Source organism: Streptomyces sp. NPDC006365 (assembly GCF_042870755.1).
Taxonomy (GTDB): domain Bacteria; phylum Actinomycetota; class Actinomycetes; order Streptomycetales; family Streptomycetaceae; genus Streptomyces; species Streptomyces xiangluensis.
In genome coordinates, this window is sequence record NZ_JBIAHS010000007.1 from 147,085 (window position 1) to 172,179 (window position 25,095).

19 protein-coding genes are annotated in these 25,095 nt (G+C 69.4%); 7 read left to right on the forward strand and 12 right to left on the reverse strand.

Annotated features, from left to right (window positions below):
- Positions 1 to 221: 221 nt before the first annotated feature.
- The 4 genes from ACFYO0_RS20960 to ACFYO0_RS20975 all read right to left on the reverse strand — a co-directional run bounded on the left by ACFYO0_RS20960 (position 222) and on the right by ACFYO0_RS20975 (position 4,351).
- On the reverse strand, positions 222 to 908 hold the full coding sequence (locus ACFYO0_RS20960; RefSeq protein ID WP_388677943.1) for an AAA family ATPase: 687 nt from the start codon (positions 906 to 908) through the stop codon (positions 222 to 224).
- Positions 909 to 942: 34 nt separating this feature from the next.
- A complete protein-coding gene (locus ACFYO0_RS20965; RefSeq protein ID WP_388677946.1) occupies positions 943 to 1,767 on the reverse strand; it encodes an ABC transporter permease in 825 nt (274 codons plus the stop codon).
- A 64-nt stretch (positions 1,768 to 1,831) separates the two neighbouring features.
- Positions 1,832 to 2,863 (reverse strand): ABC transporter ATP-binding protein, encoded by a 1,032-nt coding sequence (locus tag ACFYO0_RS20970; protein WP_388677949.1) that lies wholly within the window; start codon positions 2,861 to 2,863, stop codon positions 1,832 to 1,834.
- Positions 2,864 to 3,136: 273 nt separating this feature from the next.
- Positions 3,137 to 4,351: an NYN domain-containing protein gene (locus tag ACFYO0_RS20975; protein ID WP_388677952.1), complete on the reverse strand. Its 1,215-nt coding sequence runs from the start codon at positions 4,349 to 4,351 to the stop codon at positions 3,137 to 3,139.
- Between the two features lie 225 nt (positions 4,352 to 4,576).
- On the opposite strand from ACFYO0_RS20975, the gene ACFYO0_RS20980 reads away from it, so the two are divergent.
- Positions 4,577 to 4,753, forward strand: a complete 177-nt coding sequence (locus ACFYO0_RS20980) for a hypothetical protein (RefSeq protein WP_388677955.1) — start codon at positions 4,577 to 4,579, stop codon at positions 4,751 to 4,753.
- A 105-nt stretch (positions 4,754 to 4,858) separates the two neighbouring features.
- Here the strand turns inward: ACFYO0_RS20980 and dnaE are convergent, their stop codons facing one another.
- Complete coding sequence (dnaE, locus tag ACFYO0_RS20985) at positions 4,859 to 8,398, reverse strand: DNA polymerase III subunit alpha (RefSeq protein WP_388677957.1); 3,540 nt, start codon at positions 8,396 to 8,398, stop codon at positions 4,859 to 4,861.
- A 277-nt stretch (positions 8,399 to 8,675) separates the two neighbouring features.
- Between dnaE and ACFYO0_RS20990 the strand changes: the two genes are divergently transcribed.
- The 4 genes from ACFYO0_RS20990 to ACFYO0_RS21005 all read left to right on the forward strand — a co-directional run bounded on the left by ACFYO0_RS20990 (position 8,676) and on the right by ACFYO0_RS21005 (position 13,504).
- Positions 8,676 to 10,028 (forward strand): DUF2252 domain-containing protein, encoded by a 1,353-nt coding sequence (locus tag ACFYO0_RS20990; protein WP_388677960.1) that lies wholly within the window; start codon positions 8,676 to 8,678, stop codon positions 10,026 to 10,028.
- Between the two features lie 76 nt (positions 10,029 to 10,104).
- Entirely contained in the window at positions 10,105 to 10,848 is a 744-nt protein-coding gene (locus ACFYO0_RS20995) for a hypothetical protein (RefSeq protein ID WP_388677963.1), read from the forward strand.
- A gap of 55 nt (positions 10,849 to 10,903) precedes the next feature.
- A complete protein-coding gene (locus ACFYO0_RS21000) occupies positions 10,904 to 11,716 on the forward strand; it encodes a thioredoxin domain-containing protein (protein WP_388677966.1) in 813 nt (270 codons plus the stop codon).
- Positions 11,717 to 11,821: 105 nt separating this feature from the next.
- The gene (locus tag ACFYO0_RS21005) at positions 11,822 to 13,504 is read left to right on the forward strand and encodes an alkaline phosphatase D family protein (RefSeq protein WP_388677969.1); all 1,683 of its coding nucleotides are present in this window, start codon (positions 11,822 to 11,824) and stop codon (positions 13,502 to 13,504) included.
- A 16-nt stretch (positions 13,505 to 13,520) separates the two neighbouring features.
- On the opposite strand, the gene ACFYO0_RS21010 is transcribed toward ACFYO0_RS21005, so the two are convergent.
- On the reverse strand, positions 13,521 to 14,090 hold the full coding sequence (locus ACFYO0_RS21010) for a dienelactone hydrolase family protein (protein WP_388677971.1): 570 nt from the start codon (positions 14,088 to 14,090) through the stop codon (positions 13,521 to 13,523).
- A gap of 117 nt (positions 14,091 to 14,207) precedes the next feature.
- Between ACFYO0_RS21010 and ACFYO0_RS21015 the strand changes: the two genes are divergently transcribed.
- Complete coding sequence (locus tag ACFYO0_RS21015; protein WP_388677974.1) at positions 14,208 to 15,323, forward strand: mechanosensitive ion channel family protein; 1,116 nt, start codon at positions 14,208 to 14,210, stop codon at positions 15,321 to 15,323.
- A 375-nt stretch (positions 15,324 to 15,698) separates the two neighbouring features.
- Here the strand turns inward: ACFYO0_RS21015 and ACFYO0_RS21020 are convergent, their stop codons facing one another.
- The 5 genes from ACFYO0_RS21020 to ACFYO0_RS21040 form a co-directional block, all read right to left on the reverse strand.
- Positions 15,699 to 16,439, reverse strand: coding sequence for an SDR family NAD(P)-dependent oxidoreductase (locus ACFYO0_RS21020; protein WP_388677977.1), 741 nt, complete (start codon positions 16,437 to 16,439; stop codon positions 15,699 to 15,701).
- Between the two features lie 55 nt (positions 16,440 to 16,494).
- Positions 16,495 to 16,971, reverse strand: coding sequence for a GNAT family N-acetyltransferase (locus tag ACFYO0_RS21025; protein ID WP_388677980.1), 477 nt, complete (start codon positions 16,969 to 16,971; stop codon positions 16,495 to 16,497).
- A complete protein-coding gene (locus ACFYO0_RS21030; RefSeq protein ID WP_386345901.1) occupies positions 16,968 to 17,912 on the reverse strand; it encodes an RluA family pseudouridine synthase in 945 nt (314 codons plus the stop codon). The genes ACFYO0_RS21025 and ACFYO0_RS21030 overlap by 4 nt, the downstream gene beginning before the upstream one ends.
- Positions 17,913 to 17,992: 80 nt before the next feature.
- Positions 17,993 to 18,667: a signal peptidase II gene (lspA, locus tag ACFYO0_RS21035; protein ID WP_388677985.1), complete on the reverse strand. Its 675-nt coding sequence runs from the start codon at positions 18,665 to 18,667 to the stop codon at positions 17,993 to 17,995.
- Between the two features lie 87 nt (positions 18,668 to 18,754).
- Positions 18,755 to 19,939: a TraR/DksA C4-type zinc finger protein gene (locus tag ACFYO0_RS21040; RefSeq protein WP_388677987.1), complete on the reverse strand. Its 1,185-nt coding sequence runs from the start codon at positions 19,937 to 19,939 to the stop codon at positions 18,755 to 18,757.
- A 613-nt stretch (positions 19,940 to 20,552) separates the two neighbouring features.
- Here ACFYO0_RS21040 and ileS point away from each other — a divergent pair.
- A complete protein-coding gene (ileS, locus tag ACFYO0_RS21045) occupies positions 20,553 to 23,735 on the forward strand; it encodes an isoleucine--tRNA ligase (protein WP_388677990.1) in 3,183 nt (1,060 codons plus the stop codon).
- A gap of 198 nt (positions 23,736 to 23,933) precedes the next feature.
- Here the strand turns inward: ileS and ACFYO0_RS21050 are convergent, their stop codons facing one another.
- Positions 23,934 to 25,082, reverse strand: coding sequence for a DivIVA domain-containing protein (locus tag ACFYO0_RS21050; RefSeq protein WP_388677993.1), 1,149 nt, complete (start codon positions 25,080 to 25,082; stop codon positions 23,934 to 23,936).
- Positions 25,083 to 25,095 lie beyond the last annotated feature (13 nt).

A 25,095-nucleotide genomic window follows, 5' to 3' on the forward strand; every position in this document is an offset into this window, starting at 1 on the left:
AGCCCAGCCACAACCGGCCCGTCTGGGGGCACCTGTCGGCGGTGGCTGGGGAGCTTGAGGACGAGGCCGTTCAGGCCGATGGGGGTCCGGGCGGAGCCCCATCGAGGTCCGGGGCGGAGCCCAGGGATGACGGGGGTTCCCCCGGTCGAGTGAAGCCGAGAGTGGGGAGGGTAGGGGCGGCGCCGAAGAACCGTGGCGCCCGCCCCGCAAGGAACCGCGCCCTATGCCGGGGGCGCCCCGTACGGGCTCTGCGCATAAGGATCCGGCTCAGGATCCCGTGGCCCGAACAACGCGGTCAGCCCCAGATGAACGACCAGCGCCCCCAAGGACCACGCCAGCAACGCCCCCTTCGCCCCAAGCTCCAGCGGCGCAGCGAACGTAACCCCCCGCCCCACCTCCCGCGCATGGGCCGCCACATCCTGCGTAGGCCCCAGCCATATCCCCAGTCGCCAGGCAAGCAACGAACCGACCACACCCCCGACCGTGAGCGCGACAACGATCGGAATCCCACCACGTCGCCGCAGCAGAAACACGAGCAGCGCACTCACCAGGCCGAACCCGAGCGCGAGCAGAGTGAACGTCCCGTCCACCCCGATCGCCTGCTCCCCCTCCGTGTCCTTGAGATAGACCGCGGACGAGTTCGAGACCAACGGCACCTCAGGTGCCAGCCACCACCACAGCACCCCGAGCAACACCCCACCGAGCGCCATCGCCATCGCGATGACACCGGCCTCCCGCAGTTCCGTCTTCATCCCGGGACCGTCCTCCTGATAACCGACGGATCCGCCCGCACCAGCGGCGGCAGGCGGCGACGCCTGCCAGGCAGGGTGCGGAGACTGGTACTCCGGAGGCTGCTGATCCGGAGAAGGACGATGCGGCGGCTGGGGCGGAGTAAGCGGTGCGGTCACCCTGACATCGTGCCAGGCTCGCCCGTCAACCGCGTCATCGGACGGCAGCCCGACGATAAGCCCAGGTCGCAACGGCCAGCGAGACCACCCCGACCCCCGCGCACACGGCGAGGTCGAGTACGACGATCCCCCAGTCGGGATGCGCCCCGAAGGTCAGCCCGAAGGCCTCGACACCGTACGTGGACGGCAGCAGATCACGCGCGTACTGGACGACCGTAGGCAGCCGTTCCGCCGGCAGCACCCCGAGCAGCAGAGCCGCCGACATCCCCAACTGCCCGAGCAACGTGGCCAGTTCGGGCCGCGGCGCCAGCAGTCCGAGCGCGGCTCCGAGTCCGGCGAGCGCCGCGCCCGCGAGCGGGATCACGGCGGCGAGGATCCACAGATGAGACAACGGCAGGCCGAACAGCACGCACCCGAAGACGGCGGTGACCACAGTCCCCGGCACGGTGAAGGAGGCGTACGCACCCGCGGCGCCCAGCACCACCGCCGCCGGTGGCACCGGCAACGTCGCGTAATGGTCGAGGCCACCACTCGCACGCAACTGCCCGAAGTACTGAGCGAGCAGATTCAGCGCGACGAACGCGACGACAAGCACCGACGAGCCCGCCACCACGGCCCGCGCCTCTCCCCCGCCGTCCACCACCCCGCGCATCAGGACCATGATCCCGATCGACTGGAAGGTGGCCACGAACAGCAGCGGAATCCGAGCGACCCGCGCCCGAGACAGCTGCGCCCGGTACACAGCGCACAGCGCAGGCCACAGCCGGGCACGCGGTCCGAGTTCGGCGGCTTGTTCCGCGACGGCGTCCTCGACGGGGAGGGCACGGCCCGGCAGGACCTCGGCGGGTACGACACTCACGTCGCGCGGCTCCTGTTCGCTTCAGCGGTCGTCCTGTTCCGTACGGCCAGAGCGGCCCGAACACTCACGCCTTGACCAACCCCCGTACATTGCCGGCGCTCCCGCCCAGCGCGAGATACACGTCTTCGAGGCTCGGTGTGGCGAGCGTGAAGTCGTCCAGGGCGGCGAACGCGGCCCCGCCCGTGACGGCGGCGACGGCCGCGCGGGCCTCCTCCGGGGCGAGGCGCAGCGCCCAGCGGCGGCCGGACTCGACGGCACGGTCGCGCAGCGCGGCGACCTCGGGAACGTCGAGAGGCGCGCGCTCGCGCCAGACGAGTTCGAGGCGCACCTCGCCCGCGACCTGCTCCTTCAGCCCGGAGGGGGTGTCGCAGGCGATGACACGGCCCTGGTCCATCACCGCGACACGGTCGAGAACCGTCTCGGCCTCGATGACGTTGTGGGTGACCAGGAGAACCGTCGTGCCGTTCTCGGCCCGGCGCCGGTCGACGGCGCCCCAGACTGCGCGACGAGCGATCGGGTCCATGCCGGCGGTCGGCTCGTCGAGTACGAGCAGCGGCCGTTCACCCACCAGCGTGGCGGCGAAGCAGGCTAGCCGCCGCTGCCCGCCGGACAGTTTCCGCAGCGGCCGCGAGGCGAGGGCGGTGAGACCCAGCTCCTCGAGGACGGTGTCCCGCTCGGCCCTCGCGCTGCGCACATCGAGACCGCGCAGCCGCCCGGTGGTCTCCGCGGCGAGCGACACCGTCAGTTCGTCGAGCGCGGTCGACTCCTGTCCCAGGTACGCGAGGATTCGTGCCGCCCGCTCGGGATGGCGCACGACGTCGTGCCCGAGGATCTCGACGCTGCCGCGATCGGGGCGCATCAGTCCGGTCAGCTGCCGTACGAGGGTGGACTTCCCGGCACCGTTGGGCCCGAGCAGCCCGAAGATCTCGCCGCGCCGGATGTCGATCCGAACGCCGTCGGTGGCCCGCACTTCGGGTGTCCCGGGTGCTCCGCGCCGTCCGCGCACCGCCGGATAGGTCTTGGTCAGATCCCGCACCGCGCACACGACATCCCCACCGTGCCCGTTCTGGGCTGTCTGTGCGGTGCGCGTACTCACGAGGGACGAGCCTACGGGGTCGCGGGCGCCGCATCGCGCTCGGGGCACCATCGAGGTGGAAACCGGGACACGGCAGCGCCCGCCGTCCCACTCCCCCGCGGGAGCGTGCTCCGGGCCCCGTCAGGGGCGAAGCGGCCTCGGTGAAGTCCGGAGCGGTACCACGCCCCGTTGATACGGGGCGCGGGGCTGTGACATTTGCGGCTCCGCGCGGGGCGCGACCAGCCCACCGGCCCGCGGGTTTGTCACCACTCGACCAGCGGAGCGCTCAGACGCTCATTCCCCAGCGGGAGCGTGCTCCGCGGCCGTCCGTACATCGATCTCACGCCAGAACCCCGCCCGGATCGCGTACCGGTCATGCTCGTCGATCTGGTCGTCCTTGTGCGCGAGCAGCCCGAACCGCGCCGCGTACCGCAGCAGCTCGCCGTCGATCCGGTGCGGTACCCGCGGATACATCGTGGACAGCTTCTGCAGATGCGCTGGGTCGGACAGCCGCTCCATCCAGCGCCGGGCGAACACCTGCCCGACCTCGTACGGATCCCCGCCCACCGTCGTGATGTCCTCCTCACGGTCGGCCCACCGCTGCTCGGCCGTGGTGAGCTGCGCGAGCGTCGGCAACGCGGCCGCGTCCGCGGACTCGGCGGCGCCGGGCCGGTCGACCCACCCCTTGTCGGACGACCACCGCAGCGTCGCGTTCGCGGGGTGCTGGGCGGCCTGTGCACCGGGCGCTCGCAACGCCGCCAGATCCTTCGGCGTCGGCACCCCCTTCGCGGCCGGCACCCGCTCCTGAGTGCCGTTCTCACTCGGCGCCGACTGCGGGTGCTGCCGCTCCCGCGCGCCCCGCTCGCTCCCGGAGGGCAGCGCGGACTCGGGCAGCGGCGCGGAGAGGATCGCGGCGATCTCGGGCCGCGGCGCGGGCGGCGGCGCGCAGACCCCGCCGAACTCCTTGGCCCGTACGGCTTTGGTGATCCATGTCCGGTCCAGTACGCGGCGCTCGTCGGCCTCCGCGACGAGGTCCTCGGACTGGTTGTAGTCGCCGTCGGCAGCCTGCACCGCCCACAGGTGTACGGCGACCCCGTGCTCTTTGGCGGCCATCATGCCCGGCAGCAGATCCCCGTCACCGGTCACAAGAACCACGTCGGAGCAGGCCCGGTTGCGCGCCAGCTCGGTTAGCTCGGCATGCATGGCGGCGTCGACGCCCTTCTGCGCCCACCGCCCGTCACTGCGGGTCAGCGCACCCAGACGTACGGTCACCCGGGGCATCACACGCAGCCTGCGGTGCTCGGGCTGCGGTACGCGATCGGGGGCGCCGTCGAACCAGTAGATGCGCAACAGGGGCCGTTCCGTGTCGGACTCGGCGCGCTCGCGCAACCCCTGGATCAGGGCAGCGTGGTCCACGGTGATCCGGGACCTCGAAGGCTCCCCGGCGAGGAGACTCGCGGCGGCCCCGAGCAGATACCCGGCGTCCACCAGGACGATGCAGCGGTCCACGCGATCCACCCTCTTTCCGGGAGGTTTGCTTCGGGCTTCCTTCGAGTCTGCCCGACTGCGCGGAGGTTAACGGCCGGAACTCGATCTTCGGCGTGGCGTATCGGAACTTCACTCTCCGACAGGCCTTATTACGCACGGTAATTCTCCGACATGCGCGGCTTCTGCGCCTATGTGAATCTGATCCCGGTCCTGACCCCTAGGTACCCCCACAGGAGGCAGATCACCATGGCCAAGAACAAGAACCGCAAGCAGAGCGGCCCGAACCAGCGCGGCGCACAGGATCAAGCCCGGCGCGGAGCCGAGGAGTTGGCGCCCGCCGCCGATCAGACAGAATCCGCGCCGGGTTCCGCCCAGTTCGTCTCCGGCGGCGGCAAGCGGCAGAAGAAGTTCGGCCACAACTAGGGGGCTGCACAGAACGAGAGGGGCGCACCCGGATTGACCGGGCGTGCCCCTCGTCGCTTTCCGTACGCGGTGCTCCGTACGTACGTCGTTTCAGTACGGGCCTGCTCAGCCGGCCAGGCAGGACGGGCCGAGCAGTACCTTCAAGTCCCCGAAGAGCGCCGGGTCCGGCTTCACCCGATGCCGGTCGAGCCGCAGGACCGTCGTCTTGCGCGGACCCTGGAGCTTGATGCGTACCTCGCTGTCGCCCTTGTGATGGCTGAGGATCTCGCCGAGCCGGCTGACCATGGGCGGGGTGACCTTCAGCGCCGGGATCGTGAGGATGACGGGGGCGTTGGTCCCCGCGTTCGACAGATCCGGGACCTGGAGTTCCATGGCGACGAGGCGGGGTACGTCCTCGCGCTTGTCCAGGCGTCCCTTGACGAACACCACGGCGTCCTCGACGAGTTGGGTTGACACCAGCTGGTAGGTGGCGGGGAAGAACATGCACTCCAGGGAGCCGGCCAGGTCCTCGACGGTGGCGATGGCCCAGGCGTTGCCCTGCTTGGTCATCTTGCGCTGGAGGCCGGAGATGATGCCGCCGATGGTGACGACCGCCCCGTCGCCGAAGTCGCCGCCGGTGAGCTGGGCGATACCCGCGTCGGCCTTGTCCGACAGCACGTGCTCCAGGCCGAACAGCGGGTGGTCGGAGACGTACAGGCCGAGCATCTCCCGCTCCTGGGCGAGCAGGTAGGCCTTGTCCCACTCGTCGTCGGTGAAGCTGACGTCCAGGCCGAAGCCGGGTTCGCTGCTCTCCTGTTCGCCCATGCCGCCGAAGAGGTCGAACTGGCCCTCGGCCTCCTTGCGTTTGACCGCCACCACGTTGTCGATCATCGGCTCGAACTGGGCGGTCAGCCCCTTGCGGGTGTGGCCCATGGTGTCGAAGGCGCCCGCCTTGATCAGCGATTCGGTGGTGCGCTTGTTGCAGACGACGGCCTCGACCTTGTCGAGGTAGTCGGGGAAGGAGGCGTACTTTCCCTTGGCCTTGCGCGAGCGGATGATCGACTCCACGACGTTCGTTCCGACGTTGCGCACGGCCGAGAGGCCGAAGAGGATCACGTCGTCGCCCTGGGCGGCGAAGTTGGACATCGACTCGTTGACGTTCGGCGGGAGCACCTTGATGCCCATGCGCCGGCATTCGTTGAGGTAGACGGCCGACTTGTCCTTGTCGTCCTTGACCGAGGTGAGCAGCGCGGCCATGTACTCGGCGGGGTAGTTCGCCTTCAGGTACGCGGTCCAGTACGACACGAGTCCGTACGCGGCGGAGTGGGCCTTGTTGAACGCGTAGCCGGCGAAGGGGACCAGCACGTCCCACAGGGCCTGGATCGCCTCGTCGCTGTAGCCCTTCTTCCGGGCGCCCTCCTGGAAGAGGACGAAGTTCTTCGCCAGCTCCTCGGGCTTCTTCTTGCCCATCACTCGGCGCAGGATGTCGGCCTCGCCGAGCGAGTAGCCGGCGATGATCTGGGCCGCCTTCTGCACCTGCTCCTGGTAGACGATCAGGCCGTAGGTGACGGCGAGCACCTCTTCGAGGGGCTCTTCCAGCTCCTTGTGGATCGGTGTGATCTCCTGGCGGCCGTTCTTGCGCTCCGCGTAGTTGATGTGCGAGTTCATGCCCATCGGGCCCGGCCGGTAGAGGGCCGAGACGGCGGAGATGTCCTCGAAGTTGTCGGGCTGCATCTGGCGGAGCAGCGAGCGCATCGGGCCGCCGTCGAACTGGAACACGCCGAGGGTGTCACCGCGGCAGAGCAGTTCGAAGGTCTTGGGGTCGTCCAGCGGGAGGGCGAGCATCTCCAGATCGATGCCCTTGTTGGCCTTCACCATCTTGATGGCGTCGTCCATGATCGTGAGGTTGCGCAGGCCCAGGAAGTCCATCTTCAGCAGGCCGAGCGACTCGCACTGGGGGTAGTCCCACTGTGTGATGGTCACGCCGTCGGTGTGCCGCACCCAGATCGGGGCGTGGTCGACGATGGGCTCGCTGGACATGATCACGCCGGCCGCGTGCACACCCATCTGCCGGACGAGTCCCTCGACGCCCTTCGCGGTGTCGATGACCTTCTTCACGTCCGGTTCGTTCTCGTACATCCCGCGGATCTCGCCGGCCTCGCTGTAGCGGGGGTGCGAGGGGTCGGTGATGCCGTTCAGGTCGATTCCCTTGCCGAGGACGTCGGCGGGCATCGCCTTGGTGAGCCGGTCTCCCATCGCGTACGGATAGCCCAGCACGCGTGCGGCATCCTTGATCGCGTTCTTCGCCTTGATCTTGCCGTAGGTGCCGATCATGGCGACCTTGTCGGCGCCGTACTTCTCCGTCACGTATCGGATCACCTCGACGCGCCGACGCTCGTCGAAGTCGATGTCGACATCGGGCATCGAGACACGCTCGGGGTTGAGGAACCGCTCGAAGATCAGACCGTGCGGGATCGGGTCGAGGTCGGTGATGCCCATGGCGTACGCGACGATCGAACCGGCCGCGGAACCACGGCCCGGACCCACAGCGATGCCCTGCTTCTTGGCCCACATGATGAAGTCGGCGACGACGAGGAAGTAGCCCGGGAACCCCATCTGGATGATGACGTCCATCTCGTACTCGGCCTGCTTCTGCCGGTCCTCCGGGATGCCGCCGGGAAAGCGGCGCTCCATGCCGCGGCGCACCTCCTCCTGGAACCAGGTGACCTCGGTGTAGCCCTCCGGGATGTCGAACTTCGGCATCAGGTTCCGCGACTCGAACATCCCGGTGGTGTCGACCTGCTCGGCCACCAACAGCGTGTTGGCACACCCCTGCTGCCAGGCGTCCGAGGAGTCGATGGCGTACATCTCGTCCGTCGTCTTCAGGTAGTAGCCGGTGCCGTCGAACTTGAAGCGGTCCGGATCCGAGACGTTCTTACCGGTCTGAATGCACAACAGGGCATCGTGCGCGGCCGCCTCGTGCGCATACGTGTAGTGCGAGTCGTTGGTCACCAACGGCGGAATGCCCAGCTTCTTGCCGATCTCCAGCAGCCCGTCCCTGACCCGCCGCTCGATCTCGATGCCGTGGTCCATCAGCTCCAGGAAGTACCGGTCCTTGCCGAAGATGTCCTGGTACTCCGCGGCCGCCTTCAGCGCCTCGTCGAACTGGCCCAGCCGCAACCGGGTCTGCAACTCCCCCGAAGGACACCCGGTGGAGGCGATGAGCCCCTCCGACCACTGGGAGATGGTCTCCTTGTCCATCCGCGGCCACTTCTGCAACCAGCCCTCCGCATACGCGTCCGAGGACAGCCGGAACAGGTTGTGCAGCCCGGTCTTGTTCGCCGCCCAGATCGTCTTGTGCGTGTAGCCACCGGAACCGGACACGTCGTCACGCTTCTGGTGCGGCTGGCCCCACTGGATCTTCCGCTTGTTGCGCCGCGACTCCGGCGCAACATACGCCTCGATCCCGATGATCGGCGTGACCCCGGCCTTCTTGGCGGAGTGGAAGAAGTCGTACGCCCCGTGCAGGTTGCCGTGGTCGGACATGGCGATGTGCGTCATGCCCATCTCGTTGCACGCGTCGAACATGTCCTTCAGCCGCGCGGCACCGTCCAGCAGCGAGTACTGGGTGTGGACGTGCAGGTGCGTGAACGGCGGCTTTGACACGGTTTCGGCCTCCAATTAGCAGGTGCGGCGCGAAGCGCCTCGTTGAGGGGCGGTGGTCGGGTGACGGGCGGGCGCGGGTCGACGGGGATCCGACAGGCTGCGGACAGTCTGGGGACAGCGTCGAAGTCTATGCCTCGGCACTGACAATTCGAGGCGTCCCCCGCGTACGTTCACATGCGGAGAACGGGCACTCCCGCGTACCTTCGTCCGTTGGAAGAGGACGGGCGATTTCCGTCCCACTTGTCATGCATCATCCTGCACCTGGAGGCACCCCGCGATGTCGGATCCGCAGCTCAGCGCCGAGCAACGCGGCGAACAGATCCTCGCCGTCTTCGACACCGCCTTCGGCGAGTTGCTGGCCGCCGACCCGGCCGCGTTCCGCGTGAAGTTCCGCAAAATGGCGGCCTCGGCGTTCGCCTTCTACCGCGGCACGGCGTGCCTCTTCTACCACGACCTGGAGCAGGAGAACGCCGGGCGGGGTGGGGGGAGGATCCTCAGTGGGCCGTACCTCGACGAGCGCACCTCGCGCGTGTGGATCCACGGCGATCTGCACGCCGAGAACTTCGGTTCGTACATGGATTCCCAGGGCCGCCTGATCTTCAACGTCAACGACTTCGACGAGGCGTACGTCGGCCCCTTCACCTGGGACCTCAAGCGCCTCGCGGCCTCCGTGGCACTGATCGGGTACGCGAAGGCGCTCAGCGACGAGCAGATCACCGAGCTGGTGCGGATCTACGCGGCCTCGTACCGCGACCGGATCCACGCGCTCGCGACAGGCGCCAAGAGCGACGAGGTGCCTCCCTTCACGCTGGACACCGCCCAGGGCCCTCTCCTGGACGCGCTGCGTGACGCCCGCTCGCTGACCCGCTTCGGGCTGCTCGAGTCGATGACGGAGATCCGCGACTTCGAGCGCCGCTTCGCGCCGGGCGGCGGCTCCATCGAGCTGGACGCGGCCACGCGCTACAAGGTGCTCGCGGCCTTCGACGGCTATCTGGAGACGCTGCCGGAGGCATCCCTGGCCCGCCCGGACTCGTACCGCGTGAAGGACGTCGTGGGCCGCCGCGGCATCGGCATCGGCTCGGCCGGTCTCCCCTCGTACAACATCCTTCTGGAGGGCGCCACCGACGCCCTGGAGAACGATGTGGTGATCTACATCAAGCAGGCCCAGACCCCGGCCGTCTCCCGGCACATCACGGACCCGGCCATCCGCGAGTACTTCCAGCACGAGGGCCACCGCACGGTGATCTCGCAGCGCGCCCTCCAGGCGCACGCCGACCCGTGGCTCGGCTGGACCGAGCTGGACGGCTCGGGCCAGCTCGTCGCCGAGGTGTCGCCGTACGCGGTGGACCTGGACTGGGGCGACATCGACGACCCGGAGGAGATCGCGGCGGTCGTCGCCGACCTGGGGCGGGCCACGGCCACCATGCACGCTGCGGCGGACGACGAGAGCGGCCACTCCGAGCTGGTGCCGTTCTCCACGGAGCGGGCCATCGACGCGGCGATCGCGGCGGACGAGTCCGGCTTCGGCGACCTCCTGGTGGACTTCGCCCACGCGTACGGCGCACGCGCACGCACCGACCACCAGATCTTCGTGGACCTGTTCCGCAACGGACGGATTCCGGGACTGTAGACCGGTCACCGCGCCCTCACGCACAGGGAGCTTTTAGCGCTCCCTTACAGGAGTACGTGACACACTCTCCACTGCTATGGACATGTCCGGGACCCAACTGAGAGCCGTACGCGCGGCACTGTTCACGGCACTCGTCGTGACACTGTCCGTCGCGTCGCACGTGCTGCTGTCCCGGGCCCCGCTGCCGCTGGCCACCGTGGCCGCGCTCACCGCCGCCGTCTTCGTCATCACGTACGCGATGGCAGGCCACGAGCGCGGCTTCGGGCGGATCGCCGCCCTGCTGATCCCGCTGGAGCTGGCCGCCGACACTCTGTTCACAGCGGGCCAGCACGCCTGTTACGGCAGGGCGGGCGGCCCGGTGGCGGGCCCACTGCGGTCGGTCGGCCTCGACTTCCTGTGCGCCGGCGAGGTCGGCACTCCGCTGGCACAATTCAGCGGGGGCGGCGCGCAGCGCCTCTATGAGGGGCGGTGGTCGGGCGGCGGGTGGGATGGTGACGGCGACGGTGCCGCCGCATTCCTCGCCCACGCCGACCCGGCGGCCGCCTGGCTGCTGCTCGCCGCACACGTCTGCGTCGGCCTCCTCGCGGCCGTCTGGCTGCGGCGCGGCGAGCGGGCCCTGGCCCAAGTCCTGTGCGCGGCCGTCGCGTCCACCTTCCGGCCGCTGCTGATCGCCGTCGCCACAGTGACCGTGCGGCCGGCGCCGGTACACCGGCTGCCGCGCCCCTCGCGTCGTACGAGCGCGCCTCGCAGCCACTTCTTCGTGCACTCCCTGGGACGGCGTGGACCGCCGTGCTCGCTTGTTCCCGCCTCAACGGCGTGAACAACGGCTGAGCACAACCGTCCACATCCCATGCCTTCACACGGAGAAAACGATCATGAGCAAGAGGAACAGCCAGTCGGCCAAGATGGCGGCCCGTGAGCGACTGCGCGCCGAGCGCGAGCGCCAGGCCAAGCGGGACAAGGCCAAGCGGCAGATCATCGTCGCCTGCTCCGTCGTCGGTGTCCTCGCGGCAGCCGGCGGCATCAGCTACGCCGTCGTCCAGGGCAACAAGCCCGGCTACTGGGAGGCCGCGCAGGACGACAAGCTCGTCAAGCCGGCCCACACCACCGGCGAGAACGGCACGACCGTCGTCATCGGCAAGAGCAGCGCCAAGAAGACCCTGGAGATGTACGAGGACCCGCGCTGCCCGATCTGTGCCCAGTTCGAGCAGGCGGTCGGCTCGACGGTCGACAAGGGCATCGAGGACGGGACGTACAAGGTCCAGTTCATCGGCGCCACGTTCATCGACGACAGCACCCGGGGTGAGGGCTCCAAGAACGCGCTCAGCGCGATGGGCGCCGCCCTGAACGTGAGCACGGACGCCTTCCTGGAGTACAAGGCCGCGCTCTACTCGGCGAAGTACCACCCCGAGGAGAGCCAGGACAAGTTCAAGGACGACTCGTACCTGATCGAGGTGGCCGACACCGTCGACGCGCTGAAGGGCAACAAGAAGTTCCAGACGGCGGTGGAGAACGGCACCTACGACAAGTGGGCGCTGCTCATGTCGGAGAAGTTCGACGACAGCGGTGTCACAGGCACGCCGACGCTGGAGATGGACGGCAAGAAGCTCACCGGCTCCGACGGCAAGAACACGCCGATGACCGTCGCCGACTTCCAGGCGGCGATCAACAAGGCGCTGGCGGCCTGAGCCCGCTGAGAGCGCTCAAGTCCTGAGCGAACCCGTGTCAAAGAGCGGGCGAACTTTCCGAGTTCGCCCGCTCTCGCCATGTACTGATCAGTAATCTGAGCGCCTGTGACCAGTCGCATCAGATCCCACAACAGCCCCAATTCCCTCAAATCCCCCAACTCGCCCACCCCACGCCGCCGTACGGTCGTCAAGGCGGCAGCCGCGACCGCCGCGCTCGCGGGCCCTCTCACCGCCGCGATACCCGCCCGGGCCGCCGCCGAGGCCCCCGCGTTTCTGCACGGTGTCGCCTCCGGTGACCCGCTGCCCGACGGAATCCTGCTGTGGACGCGGGTGACGCCCACGCCGGAGGCCGTGCCCGGCTCCGGGCTCGGCCCGGACACCGAGGTGAGCTGGACCGTCGCCCTGGACAAGGCGTTCATGAACGTCGTCGCCAAGGGCTCCACCACCGCGTCCGCCGCATCCGACCACACTGTCAAGGCGGACATACGCGGTCTGAAGCCCGCCACCGCCTACTGGTTCCGCTTCTCCAGCGGCGGCACCGACTCCCCGGCCGCCCGCACCCGCACCGCCCCGGCCACCGACGCGGCCGTGCCCGGCATGCGCTTCGGCGTGGTGTCCTGCGCCAACTGGGAGGCCGGCCACTTCTCGGCGTACCGGCACCTGGCCGCACGCGGCGACCTGGACGCCTGGCTGCATCTGGGCGACTACATCTACGAGTACGGCACGGGTGAGTACGGGACGCGTGGCACCGTCGTACGCCCGCACGCTCCCGCCCACGAGATCCTCACGCTCGCCGACTACCGCACACGGCACGGCCGTTACAAGTCCGACCCCGACCTTCAGTCCCTGCATCAGGCAGCCCCCGTCATCGCCATCTGGGACGACCACGAAATCGCCAACGACGCCTGGTCGGACGGCGCCGAGAACCACACCGAGGGCGCGGAGGGCACCTATTCGGCCCGCCAAGCGGCCGCCAAGCAGGCCTACTTCGAGTGGATGCCGGTCCGCCCTGCGATCGAGGGCACGACCTATCGCCGGCTGCGCTTCGGCAAGCTGGCCGATCTCTCACTGCTCGACCTGCGGTCCTTCCGTTCGCAGCAGGTGTCGGTCGGCAACGGCGGCGTCGACGATCCGAACCGTACGCTCACGGGCAGGGCCCAACTCGACTGGCTGAAGGCGGGGTTGGCGGCGTCCGACACCACCTGGCGGCTGGTCGGCAACTCGGTGATGATCTCGCCGTTCGCCATCGGCTCGCTCTCCGCCGAGATCCTGAAACCGCTCGCCAAGCTGCTGGGCCTGCCGCAGGAGGGCCTCGCCCTCAACACCGACCAGTGGGACGGCTACACCGACGATCGCCGCGAACTGCTCGCGCATCTTCGGAACAACGCCATCCGCAACACCGTCTTCCTCACCGGCGACATCCATATGGCCTGGGCCAACGACGTGCCGCTGAATGCCGGTACGTACCCCCTGTCCCCCTCCGCCGCCACCGAGTTCGTCGTCACCTCCGTCACCTCCGACAACCTGGACGACCTGGTCAACGTCCCCGAAGGCACCGTCTCGGCGGTGGCCGCACCGGTGATCCGCGCCGCCAACCGGCATGTCCACTGGGTCGACACCGACCGGCACGGCTACGGCGTACTGGACCTCACCGCCGAGCGCGCGCAGATGGACTACTACGTCCTCTCCGACCGCACAAGCACCAACGCAACAGCGTCCTGGGCCCGTTCGTACCGAACGCGCAACGGCACCCAGAAGGTCGAGCGGGTGTACGCGCCCGTGAACTGACCCCTTCTCCTCTCGCTCAGAGGCTGTCGAGGAAGCCGAGCGCCACCCGCCAGGTGGCCTCGGCCGCCTCCTTGTCGTAGTCCGGCAAGCCGGGATCCGTGTAGAGGTGACCGGCCCCCGCGTATCTGTAGACCTCCACCTCGGCGCCCGCCCTGCCCATCCGGAGATACCAGGCGGTCAGCCAGTCGTCGGGCTCGAAGGGGTCCGGCTCCGCGACATGCAACTGGACCGGCAGCTCGTCCACCGAGGCGGTCTCCGCGATGTCCGAGGTGCCGTGCAGCAGCAGGAGCCCACGCGCCTTCTGGTCGCCGAGCGCCAGCGTCTGGGCGGTCGCGGCGCCGAGGGAGAACCCGGCGTAGACGAGACCTCGCTCCGAGTAGGGCGCGGCGGCCAGGACCGCGCGCTTGAGCAGCTCGTCCTTGCCTATCTCGTCCTGGAAGGCCATGCCCTCCTCGACAGTCTCGAAGGTCCGCCCCTCGAAGAGGTCGGGCGTCCACACGTCGTGGCCCGCCGCGCGCAGCCGGTCCGCCGCGTCACGCACCGCGGGCCGCAGCCCGTAGGTCGAGTGGAAGAGCATGATGTCCATGAGCCCATCGTGCCAGCCGACACCGACAACGTCGCCGGACCGGGATCAGGACTGAAACGGGGACTGGGACCGGGCCTGCATGTCCATGGCGGGCCCGAGCCAGTTACCGTCGAGGGCATGGAGAACGTACTGCGCCCGCTGATCGTTGTCGGCGGCTCCGTCGTCCTCACCCTGGTGATCGGCTGGGCCGTGGACCAGATGATGCGACGCATCGACGAACGGCACAGCGAGACCCCTCTGTGGGGCCTGCTGCGCCGCGCCCGCATCCCCTTCCAGGTCGTGCTGCTCACGGCCTTTCTGAGAGGCTCGTACGACCAGGCACGGATCTTCCCGTCCTACTCCTCCGTGATCGGCCGGACCCTGACACTGGTGCTCATCGGGTCCACCGCCTGGCTGGTGGTGAGGATCGCGGCGGCGATCGTCGAGACGTCGTACGCCCGTTACGCGTCCGCCCACCGCGATCCGGCCCGGCTCCGCCGTGTACGGACCCAGGTGTCACTGATCATGCGCGTGGTCACGGCGATCGTCGGCGTGGTGGCGATCGCCGCCATGCTGTTCACCTTCCCCGCGATGCGGGCGGCCGGAGCCTCGCTGCTTGCTTCGGCGGGCATCCTCGGCATCGTCGCCGGTGTCGCCGCGCAGTCCACGCTCAGCAATCTCTTCGCGGGGCTGCAGATCGCCTTCGGCGACATGGTGCGGCTCGGCGACGTTGTGGTGGTGGACGGTGAATGGGGCACGGTCGACGAGATCACGCTGACGTTCCTGACCGTACGCACCTGGGACGAGCGCCGGATCACCATGCCGGTCTCGTACTTCACGTCCAAACCCTTCGAGAACTGGTCCCGCGGCGGCGTCCAGATGACCGGCACGGTCTTCCTGCACGTCGACCACAGCGCGCCCCTGGAGGGGATGCGCGAACGGCTCCGCGACATCCTGCGCGAGTGCCCGGCGTGGGACGGACGCCACTACGACCTGACCGTCACCGACTCGACCCCCACCACCATGGAGCTGCGCGCCCTGGTAACCGCCAAGGACCCCGACGACCTGTGGACAGTCCGCGTAACGGTCCGCGAACACCTCCTCCGCTGGCTGGCCGAACACCACTCCTACGCACTGCCCCGAGTCAACACAGCCGACGCAATCCTGCCCCCGGGCTCCCGACCGGACGGTTCGGCACCGCGCACAAACCGAGGCCGCGTCCACGCCCCACCACGAACAGACCGCGCCCCCTGAACCAAGGGCCGCGCCCCCGAAGCCACCAGCCACCACGCGCCCGCACTCTCCCACCTGCGGAAGTCGCCGGCCACCATGTGCCCGCACTCTCCCACCTGCGGAAGTCGCCGGCCACCATGTGCCCGCACTTGCCCACCGGCGGGAGGGGACGTGGGCCGGTGCGTCGTATTGCCCGTCGCGTAGTGGAAGCCGAAGGGCCGTATGCCCACCCTGCGACGGGCTGACGCACGGCCCACGGCCCGCACCCACCACCCACCCAGGGGCGCGGGGCTGTACCAATGTGCGGCTCCGCCGCGATGGGGTCCCCCCGCTTGAGCGAAGCCCAGAGTGGGGAAGCGACCAGCCACCCACAAACCCGCACCCGCCCGCAAAGCCTCAGTGGCTACGTTCCGCGCCGCCGTTGACCTGGATGACCTGGGCAGTGATATGGCCGGCAGCCGCTGAGGCCAGCCAATGGAGCGTCGCGGCGACGTCACCAGGCGTCCCGGCGCGCCCGGTCGAAGTCTCCGCGATCAACCGCTCGCGCCGCGCGTCATCCATGGCCTCCCCGAAGAACCCGGTGTCCTCGACATAGCCAGGTGCCACCACGTTCACGGTGACGCCGCGCGACCCCAACTGCCGTGCCAGATCAAAGGCGTACGGGTGCAGAGCGGCCTTGGAGGCGGCATACGGCCCGCTCCCGGACCCCCGGTAGGCGGCGATCGAGCTGAGAAACAGCACCCGCCCACCGGGCGACGCGAGCCGGTCCCGCAGCGCCTCGGTGAGCAGCGCCGCCGTCAACGTGTTGAGGCGGAAGTTGAGCGTCCAGTTGTGCGCGGCGATCACCAGCGGATCATCGCTGCCGACCTTCGGCTCCAGATACCCGGCGCCACCCGCGCTGTGGACGAGTACGTCGACGGTGCCCAGTTCGGCAGCCACGAACCGCTCGACCCCACGCACCCCGTCGACCTCACTCAGATCGGCCGCGTACGTGAGCGCCCCCGGCACCTCCGCCTTCTCAAGCACCTCAGCCCGGCGCCCGAGCAGCAGCACCTGATCCCCGTCCGCTGCGAAGGCCCGAGCCGCCGCGAGCCCGATCCCCGTACCGCCACCACTGATCACCACGTTGCGCGCCATGAGATCGATCCTACGAAGCCTCAGCCACGGCGGCAGGCGACGCTACGCAGGCCGGCTAAAGAGGCTGAAGAGAGCGCCTCATCGCCTGATGAGGAATCCCCGCTTCGAGATACTCCGGTCCATACGCCACATACCCCAGCCGCTCATAGAACCCCAGCGCATGCGTCTGCGCGTGCAGATCGACCGCCGTCAGCCCACGCGCGCGTGCCGCGTCCTCGATGCCCTGAACGAGCGCGATGCCGACACCGAGCCCGCGCGCGGACTTCAGTACGGCGAGCCGTCCCAGGGACCCGACACCCGGGTCTCCCCCGGTCTTGGCGACCGCCGCCGCGCCGTACAGCAGACGCCCCGCCCCGATCGGCACCCCGTCCTCGCGGACGGCGAGGACATGCACAGCGTCGGCGTCGTACGCGTCGTACTCCAGGTCCTCGGGGACCTGCTGCTCGCTGACGAAGACCTCCTTGCGCACCGCAAAGCAGGCCTCGCGGTCGGCGGGGTCCTGGGCCACCCTCACCGCGTACGACGCGCTCATGCGTAAGTCTCCTCCCGCACCTGGTCCAGCGCCTGCTGCAGGTCCGCGGGGTAGTCGCAGGCGAACTCGGCCCACTGCCCGTCCCCGGGGTGCTCGAAGCCGAGCCGCACGGCGTGCAGCCACTGCCGGGTCAGCCCGAGGCGCTTGGCGAGGGTCGGGTCCGCGCCGTACGTCAGGTCGCCCACGCACGGATGCCGGTGGGCCGCCATGTGGACGCGGATCTGATGCGTGCGCCCGGTCTCCAGCTTGATGTCGAGCAACGAAGCCGCGCGGAACGCCTCGACCAGGTCGTAATGCGTCACGGAGGGCTTGCCCTCGGCCGTGACCGCCCACTTGTAGTCGTGGGTCGGATGCCGGCCGATGGGAGCGTCGATCGTGCCGCTGGTCGGATCCGGGTGCCCCTGCACCAGCGCGTGGTAGCGCTTGTCGACCGTGCGCTCCTTGAACTGGCGCTTGAGCGACGTGTACGCGTACTCCGACTTGGCCACCACCATCAGCCCCGATGTGCCCACGTCCAGGCGGTGCACGATGCCCTGGCGCTCGGCGGCGCCCGAGGTCGAGATGCGGTACCCGGCAGCCGCGAGCCCGCCGATCACCGTGGGGCCCGACCAGCCGGGGCTGGGGTGCGCGGCGACCCCGACGGGCTTGACGATCACCACCACGTCCTCGTCGTCGTGCACGATCTCCATGCCCTCGACGGGCTCGGCGACGATCTGCACGGGCGCGGGCGCCTGCGGCATCTCGACCTCCAGCCACGCACCGCCCTGCACCCGCTCGGACTTGCCGACCACCGTGCCGTCGACCAGCACCTTGCCTGCCGCGGCCAGTTCCGCCGCCTTCGTACGGGAAAAGCCGAACATGCGTGATATGGCGGCGTCGACGCGCTCGCCCTCCAGGCCGTCGGGCACGGGCAGGGTACGGATCTCGGGAACTGTGCTCACCCGACGAGTATGCCGGACGTGACCGACAGCGCCGTCGGCGATCGAGCACGGGCCACGGGGGCGCGCTCAATCCTGCGGGCTCAGTTCTTGTGGACGGTGCCGTCCGGGTCGAGGCCGCGGAACGACAGCAGCACGATCAGGATGCCGCCGCAGACGATCGCCGAGTCTGCGAGGTTGAAGACCGCGAAGCCCTTGGGGGCGATGAAGTCGACGACCGCGCCCTCGAAGACGCCCGGCGAACGGAAGATCCGGTCGGTGAGGTTGCCCAGCGCGCCGCCGAGGAGCAGGCCGAGCGCGATGGCCCAGGGCAGGCTGTAGAGCTTGCGCGCGAGGCGGGCGATCACCACGATCACGGCCGTCGCGATCACCGTGAAGATCACGGTGAAGGCCTCGCCGAAGCCGAAGGCCGCGCCCGCGTTGCGGATCGCCTCGAACCTCAGCCAGTCCCCGATGATCTCGATCGGCTCATGGTGCTCCAGCTTCGCGACCACGATGATCTTGCTGATCAGGTCCAGGGCGTACGCCAGGGCGGCAACCGTGAACAGCACGGCGATCCGGCGCTTGCCCCTGGGCCTCTCGGCCTGAGCCGCCTTCTCCTCGGAACCGGAGCCGGATCCGGACGGCTCGGCCGGCTCTCGCGCTCCAGGGGAGTCGGACCGCTCGCCCGACGCCGCGCTCTTGTCGGTGTGCTCCGGCTCGGCCCCAGCCGCCTCCGGGATATCCGGCGTACCGATGATGCGCTCCGCCTCTGCCACGTGTGTCCCTCAACCTAGGTGCCTGACTGAGGACGAGAGTACGGCACGGTCACCCGCCCCCAGGAGTTCCTTGGGCGCACCGGGCGCTCAGTAGCGGCGTTCCGTCTTCTGCTTGCACTCGACGCACAGGGTGGCGCGCGGGAAGGCCTGCATACGTGCCTTGCCGATGGGATTGCCGCAGTTCTCGCAGAGGCCGTACGTGCCCGCGTCCAGGCGCTCCAGGGCGCGCTCGCTCTGCTCCAGCATCTCCCGGGCGTTGGCCGCGAGCGCCATCTCGTGCTCACGCGTGATGTTCTTGGTGCCGGTGTCCGCCTGATCGTCGCCGGCGCCATCGCCGGAGTCGCGCATCAGGCCCGCCAGGGACTCCTCGGAGTTCGCGATCTCGGCTCCCAGTCGCACCACCTCCGCGAGCAGCTCCGCACGTGCCTCAGCGACCTCTTCCGAGGTCCAGGGGTCCTCACCGGGGCGTACGGCGAGCTCGCCGGGCTCCGCCGCGGCGAGCCGCGCCTTGGGAACCGCGGTGGCCTTGCCCGCCGCCGTGGCCGTACCAGGAGTCTTCTTAGCAACCACCGTCGTGGCTCCCGTCGTCTTCGCGGCCTCGGCCGCACCCTCGGCCGCGGAGGCGACCGTCTTCTTGGCCGTACGTGTGCGCGTGACGCTGCGCTTCTTTCCGGCGGCACCCTTGTCGGTGCCCTCCTTGCCGCCGGTCTTCCCGGCCGCGGCCTCGGTGGCCACTCCGGTGGTCTTCTTCAGCGCGGTCTTCTTGACCGCAGCCTTCTTGTCCGATGCCCCCTTGGGAGCGCCGCCCTTTGCCGCTGCCTTCTTGGTGACTGCCTCTCCGGCGGCGGCCTTCTTGGTGGCCCCCTTCTTGGTGGCCACCTTCGATGCCGCCTCCTTGGTGGCCGTTTTCTCAATGGCCGACTTCGTAGCCGCCGTCTGCCCGGCGGCCTCTTCGGTAGCGGCCGTCTTCGTAGCGCCCGTTTTCGTAGCGGACGTCTTCGTGCGAGCCGTCCCCGTAGCGGTCTCCCTGGCAGTCGCCCTCTTCGAAGCGCCCGCTTTCGCCCCGGCAGGGCCGGGAGCGGCGGCCGCCCCTGTAGCCGCCGCCTTCGAAGCCGCCCGCTTCGAAGCGCCGGCTCCCGAACCAGCCGTCTTCGCGGCACCCCGCATGCTCTTCTTGCCGTTCACATCCTTGGCCGCCGCTCCGGCACCGCCCGCCGCCCCCGTGGTTCTCCTGGACGCCGACTGCGGTACGGCCGTCTTCTTCGCCACCATGGCTGCGGCCCCTTCACATATTGTGATCTTGTTCGCGAATCGTGCTGGGACGATAAATCGACTTCTGGCCCGCGGCAACGGGGCACGCTGCCCGATTCACCCGCCTCTCAGGTGCCACGTGGCGAGCCTGCAAGCGTTGTGCCCAGCTCCCCGCCAGGTAATCCGCCGAGTCGGCCGTACCGGGACCCGAACCCCGGACCCTGGCCATTCGGGTCAGTCCGTGCGCCTCCCCTCACGCCGTGTGAGCCCCTGCCCACGGGTCCCGGAAAACCGGTCGGCCGCTGTCTGTCCGGCGCCGTACACTGGGCGGAGCGAAAAGCGTGGATGGGGACGAGTAGCGACGTACGCAGCCATGAGCGACCCGGGGACGGTGCGAGCCCGGGGGCGAGCGCGACGTGAAGATCACCCCGGAGCCGCCGGAAGAAAGCCGCACCCCAGCAGCGGCGAGTAGACCCGGCATCGCGACCCCAATGAGGGGGCTCGCCGGAGCACACAGGGCACCGGAGAGCCAAGGAGGGTGGTACCGCGGGAGCGCGCCGCACACGGCGTAGGTGGCAACACGACTCTCGTCCCTCCGACGGAAGGCAGAAAGTCCGCCGGAGGAAGCTCGCCGATGAAACCGACGCAGTACCGCCAGGTGCCCGCCCAGGTTGACCTGCCCGCCCTTGAGCACGCAGTGCTCGACTTCTGGCGTGAGCAGAAGATCTTCGCCAAGAGCCTGGAGCAGTCCGAGGGCCGCCCGGAGTGGGTGTTCTACGAGGGCCCGCCCACGGCCAACGGCATGCCGGGCACCCACCACATCGAAGCCCGCGTCTTCAAGGACGTCTTCCCCCGCTTCCGCACCATGCGCGGCTACCACGTGGCGCGCAAGGCCGGCTGGGACTGCCACGGCCTGCCGGTGGAGCTGGCGGTGGAGAAGGAGCTCGGCTTCAACGGCAAGAAGGACATCGAGGCGTACGGCATCGCCGAGTTCAACGCCAAGTGCCGGGAGTCCGTGACCCGCCACACCGACGCCTTCGAAGAGCTCACGAACCGCATGGGGTACTGGACCGACCTCAGCGACCCGTACCGCACGATGGACCCGGAGTACGTCGAGTCGGTCTGGTGGTCGCTCAAGGAGATCTTCAACAAGGGCCTGCTGGTCCAGGACCACCGCGTGGCTCCCTGGTGTCCGCGCTGCGGCACGGGCCTGTCGGACCACGAGCTGGCGCAGGGCTACGAGACGGTCGTCGATCCCTCGGTGTTCGTCCGTTTCCCGCTCACCTCCGGTCCCCTCGCGGGCGAGGCCGCGCTCCTGGTCTGGACGACGACGCCCTGGACCCTGGTCTCCAACACGGCCGTCGCCGCGCACCCCGACGTCACGTACGTGGTCGCGACGAACGGCACAGATGGCGCAGATGGCGCAGAGAAGCTCGTCGTCGCGCAGCCCCTCGTGGAGAAGGCCCTCGGCGAGGGCTGGGAGCCCACCGGCCAGACGTTCACCGGCGCCGAAATGGAGCGCTGGACCTATCAACGTCCGTTCGAGCTCGTTGAGTTCCCCGCCGGGGAACAGGCCCACTTCGTGGTGAACGCCGAATACGTCACGACCGAGGATGGTACGGGTCTGGTCCACCAGTCCCCCGCTTTCGGTGAGGACGACCTCAAGGTGTGCCGTGCCTACGGGCTGCCGGTAGTGAACCCGGTCCGTCCGGACGGCACGTTCGAGGAGGACGTCCCCCTTGTGGGCGGCGTCTTCTTCAAGAAGGCGGACGAAAAGCTCGTCGCCGACCTCGAGGCCCGCGGCCGGCTCTTCCGGCACATCCCGTACGAGCACAGCTACCCGCACTGCTGGCGCTGCCACACCGCGCTCCTCTACTACGCGCAGCCGTCCTGGTACATCCGCACCACGGCCGTCAAGGACCGCCTCCTGCAGGAGAACGAGAAGACCAACTGGTTCCCGGAGACGGTCAAGCACGGCCGCTACGGCGACTGGCTGAACAACAACATCGACTGGGCCCTGTCCCGCAACCGCTACTGGGGCACGCCGCTGCCCGTCTGGCGCTGCGAGGACGACCACCTCACCTGCGTGGGCTCCCGGGCCGAGCTGACCGAGCTGACCGGTACGGACCAGTCGAACCTCGACCCGCACCGCCCGTTCATCGACGAGGTCACCTTCCCCTGCCCGCAGGGCGGCTGCGGACAGCCGGCCACACGCGTGCCGGAGGTCATCGACGCCTGGTACGACTCGGGTTCGATGCCGTTCGCGCAGTGGGGCTACCCGTACAAGAACAAGGAGCTCTTCGAGCAGCGCTACCCGGCGCAGTTCATCTGCGAGGCCATCGACCAGACGCGTGGCTGGTTCTACACGCTGATGGCCGTCGGCACGCTGGTCTTCGACAAGTCCTCGTACGAGAACGTCGTCTGTCTGGGCCACATCCTCGCCGAGGACGGCCGCAAGATGTCCAAGCACCTGGGCAACATGCTCCCGCCGATCCCGCTGATGGACCAGCACGGGGCGGACGCGGTCCGCTGGTTCATGGCGGCCGGCGGCTCCCCCTGGGCGGCTCGCCGCGTCGGCCACGGCACGATCCAGGAGGTCGTCCGCAAGACGCTCCTGACGTACTGGAACACGGTCGCCTTCCAGGCGCTGTACGCCCGTACGTCCGACTGGGCGCCCAGCGAGGCCGACCCGGCTCCGGCCGACCGCCCGGTTTTGGACCGCTGGCTCCTTTCCGAACTCCACGCGCTCACCGACCAGGTGACCCAGTCCCTGGAGGCGTACGACACCCAGCGCGCCGGAAAGCTCCTGTCGGCGTTCGTCGACGACCTGTCCAACTGGTACGTACGCCGCTCCCGTCGCCGCTTCTGGCAGGGCGACAAGGCGGCACTGCGCACCCTGCACGAGGTCGTCGAGACGGTCACGCGCCTGATGGCCCCGCTGACTCCCTTCATCACCGAGCGGGTCTGGCAGGACCTGGTGGTGCCGGTGGCGCCGGGCGCCCCCGAGTCCGTACATCTGTCGTCCTGGCCGGAGGCGGACCTGTCCGTCATCGATCCGGAGCTGTCGAAGCAGATGGTGCTCGTACGCCGTCTTGTGGAGCTGGGCCGTGCCACGCGCGCGGAGTCGGGCGTGAAGACGCGTCAGCCGCTGTCGCGCGCGCTGGTCGCGGCGAGCGGGTTCGAAGCGCTCGACCCCGAACTGCACGCGCAGATCACGGAGGAGCTGAACGTCTCCTCGCTGGCGTCGCTGAGCGAGGTGGGCGGCTCGCTGGTCGACACGACCGCCAAGGCCAACTTCCGTGCACTGGGCAAGCGGTTCGGCAAGCGCGTCCAGGACGTGGCCAAGGCCGTCGCGAACGCGGACGCGGCCGCGCTGTCCCTGGCCCTGCGCGAGGGCACGGCCTCGGTGGAGGTCGACGGCGAGACCGTGACGCTCGCCCCGGACGAGGTCATCATCACGGAGACCCCGCGCGAGGGCTGGTCCGTCGCCTCGGACTCCGGCGCGACGGTCGCCCTCGACCTGGAGATCACCGAGGAACTGCGCCAGGCGGGCCTGGCCCGTGACGCGATCCGCCTGATCCAGGAGGCCCGCAAGAACAGCGGCCTCGACGTGGCCGACCGCATCGCCCTGCGCTGGACCTCCACGGACCCGAAGGTCACCGCGGCCCTCACCGAGCACTCCGGCCTCATCGCGGACGAGGTCCTCGCCACGGCCTTCTTGAATGAGCACAGCGGCTCCTGCGAGGCGGACGACACCTACGGCACCCCGTTCACGGACGAGTCGCTGTCGCTGACGTTCCGCCTCCGCAAGGCGTAAGCACGCACGGCACGCACGGCACGCACAGCGGCCCGGGCCCACCGAACTTCCTCGGTGGGCCCGGGCCTTCGGCGTTGCGTACCCACGTACAGACGCTCGCAGGGTCAGCACAAAAGCGCGAGACAAAAGGGCGAGGCCCCCGGAAATCCGGGGGCCTCGCCCTGAACGCTGCCGACGCCTAAGGCGTACTAGAGGCCGTCAGTTGTCGTCCTCGTCAATCAGGAACCCACGCATCGGCGAGGGAGCCTGGCCCATCGGCGACGGGCCCTGCGGCCGCACCGGCGCCATCGGCTGGGTCATGGCCGGCGACATCTGCTGCTGGCCGCCGTAGGACGGACCAGCGGGGGCCGGGCCACCGCCCATCGACTGGTTGCCGCCGTACGACGGCGCGCTCGCACCGGCCGGCGCCATGGACGGCGACGACGACGGCAGCGAGGCGGTCGCGGGCTGGCGCGGCGGAGCCAGCGAGTCGTCCGCCTGGGTCTCCAGCTGACGCAGCTGGGACTCGAGGTAGGACTTCAGCCGCGTACGGTACTCGCGCTCGAAGCCGCGCAGGTCCTCGACCTTGCGCTCCAGCGTGGCGCGAGCGGACTCCAGGGAGCCCATCGCGACGCGGTGCTTCTCCTGCGCGTCCCGCTCCAGGGCGTCCGCCTTGGCACGGGCGTCCCGCTCCAGGCCCTCGGCACGGCTGCGTGCCTCACCGACGATCTTGTTGGCCTCGGAACGCGCCTCAGCGATCGCCTGGTCGGCGGTCTGCTGAGCCAGCGAGAGCACGCGGGCCGCGCTGTCGCCACCCGGACCGCCCTGGCCGTGGCCGCCCATTTGCTGCGGGGGACCGCCCATCGGGCCACCCATGGGACCGCCCATCGGGCCACCCATCTGCTGCGGCAGCTGCCCCTGCATCGGGCCGGGACCCTGGCCCATCGGACCCTGACCCATCTGGCCGGGACCCTGCGGACCGCCCTGCCCGCTGGGGCCCGCGGGCAGCTGCGGTGCACCGCTCGGCAGCTGGGGCGGACCACCCATGGGGCCACCCATCTGCTGCTGCGGCGGGCCCGATATACCGGCGGGCACAGGAGAACCCGGACCGCGCATGCCCTGCGGCGGCCCCTGTTGCCCCTGATCCTGGGGTTCGGGCGGCTTGCGCATGCCCTGCTGCTGGTTCTGCGCGGCGGCACGCGTGGCGGCGGCCAGCTTGGCGCGCAGGTCCTCGTTCTCGCGGAGCAAGCGAGTCAGTTCGGCTTCGACCTCGTCGAGGAAGGCATCGACCTCGTCCTCGTCATAGCCTTCTCGGAGGCGGACGGTCGTGAACTGCTTGTTCCGCACGTCCTCGGGGGTCAACGGCATCTCTTCACCTCAA

Excerpts from the sequence above, each read along its gene's own strand:
- ACFYO0_RS20980 (WP_388677955.1), top strand. The coding sequence starts at position 4,577 with ATGGCCAAGAACAAGAACCGCAAGCAGAGCGGCCCGAACCAGCGCGGC.
- ACFYO0_RS20990 (WP_388677960.1), top strand. The coding sequence starts at position 8,676 with ATGTCGGATCCGCAGCTCAGCGCCGAGCAACGCGGCGAACAGATCCTC.
- ACFYO0_RS20995 (WP_388677963.1), top strand. The coding sequence starts at position 10,105 with ATGGACATGTCCGGGACCCAACTGAGAGCCGTACGCGCGGCACTGTTC.
- ACFYO0_RS21000 (WP_388677966.1), top strand. The coding sequence starts at position 10,904 with ATGAGCAAGAGGAACAGCCAGTCGGCCAAGATGGCGGCCCGTGAGCGA.
- ACFYO0_RS21010 (WP_388677971.1), bottom strand. The coding sequence starts at position 14,090 with ATGGACATCATGCTCTTCCACTCGACCTACGGGCTGCGGCCCGCGGTG.
- ACFYO0_RS21015 (WP_388677974.1), top strand. The coding sequence starts at position 14,208 with ATGGAGAACGTACTGCGCCCGCTGATCGTTGTCGGCGGCTCCGTCGTC.
- ACFYO0_RS21020 (WP_388677977.1), bottom strand. The coding sequence starts at position 16,439 with ATGGCGCGCAACGTGGTGATCAGTGGTGGCGGTACGGGGATCGGGCTC.
- ACFYO0_RS21025 (WP_388677980.1), bottom strand. The coding sequence starts at position 16,971 with ATGAGCGCGTCGTACGCGGTGAGGGTGGCCCAGGACCCCGCCGACCGC.
- ACFYO0_RS21040 (WP_388677987.1), bottom strand. The coding sequence starts at position 19,939 with ATGGTGGCGAAGAAGACGGCCGTACCGCAGTCGGCGTCCAGGAGAACC.
- ileS (WP_388677990.1), top strand. The coding sequence starts at position 20,553 with ATGAAACCGACGCAGTACCGCCAGGTGCCCGCCCAGGTTGACCTGCCC.
- ACFYO0_RS21050 (WP_388677993.1), bottom strand. The coding sequence starts at position 25,082 with ATGCCGTTGACCCCCGAGGACGTGCGGAACAAGCAGTTCACGACCGTC.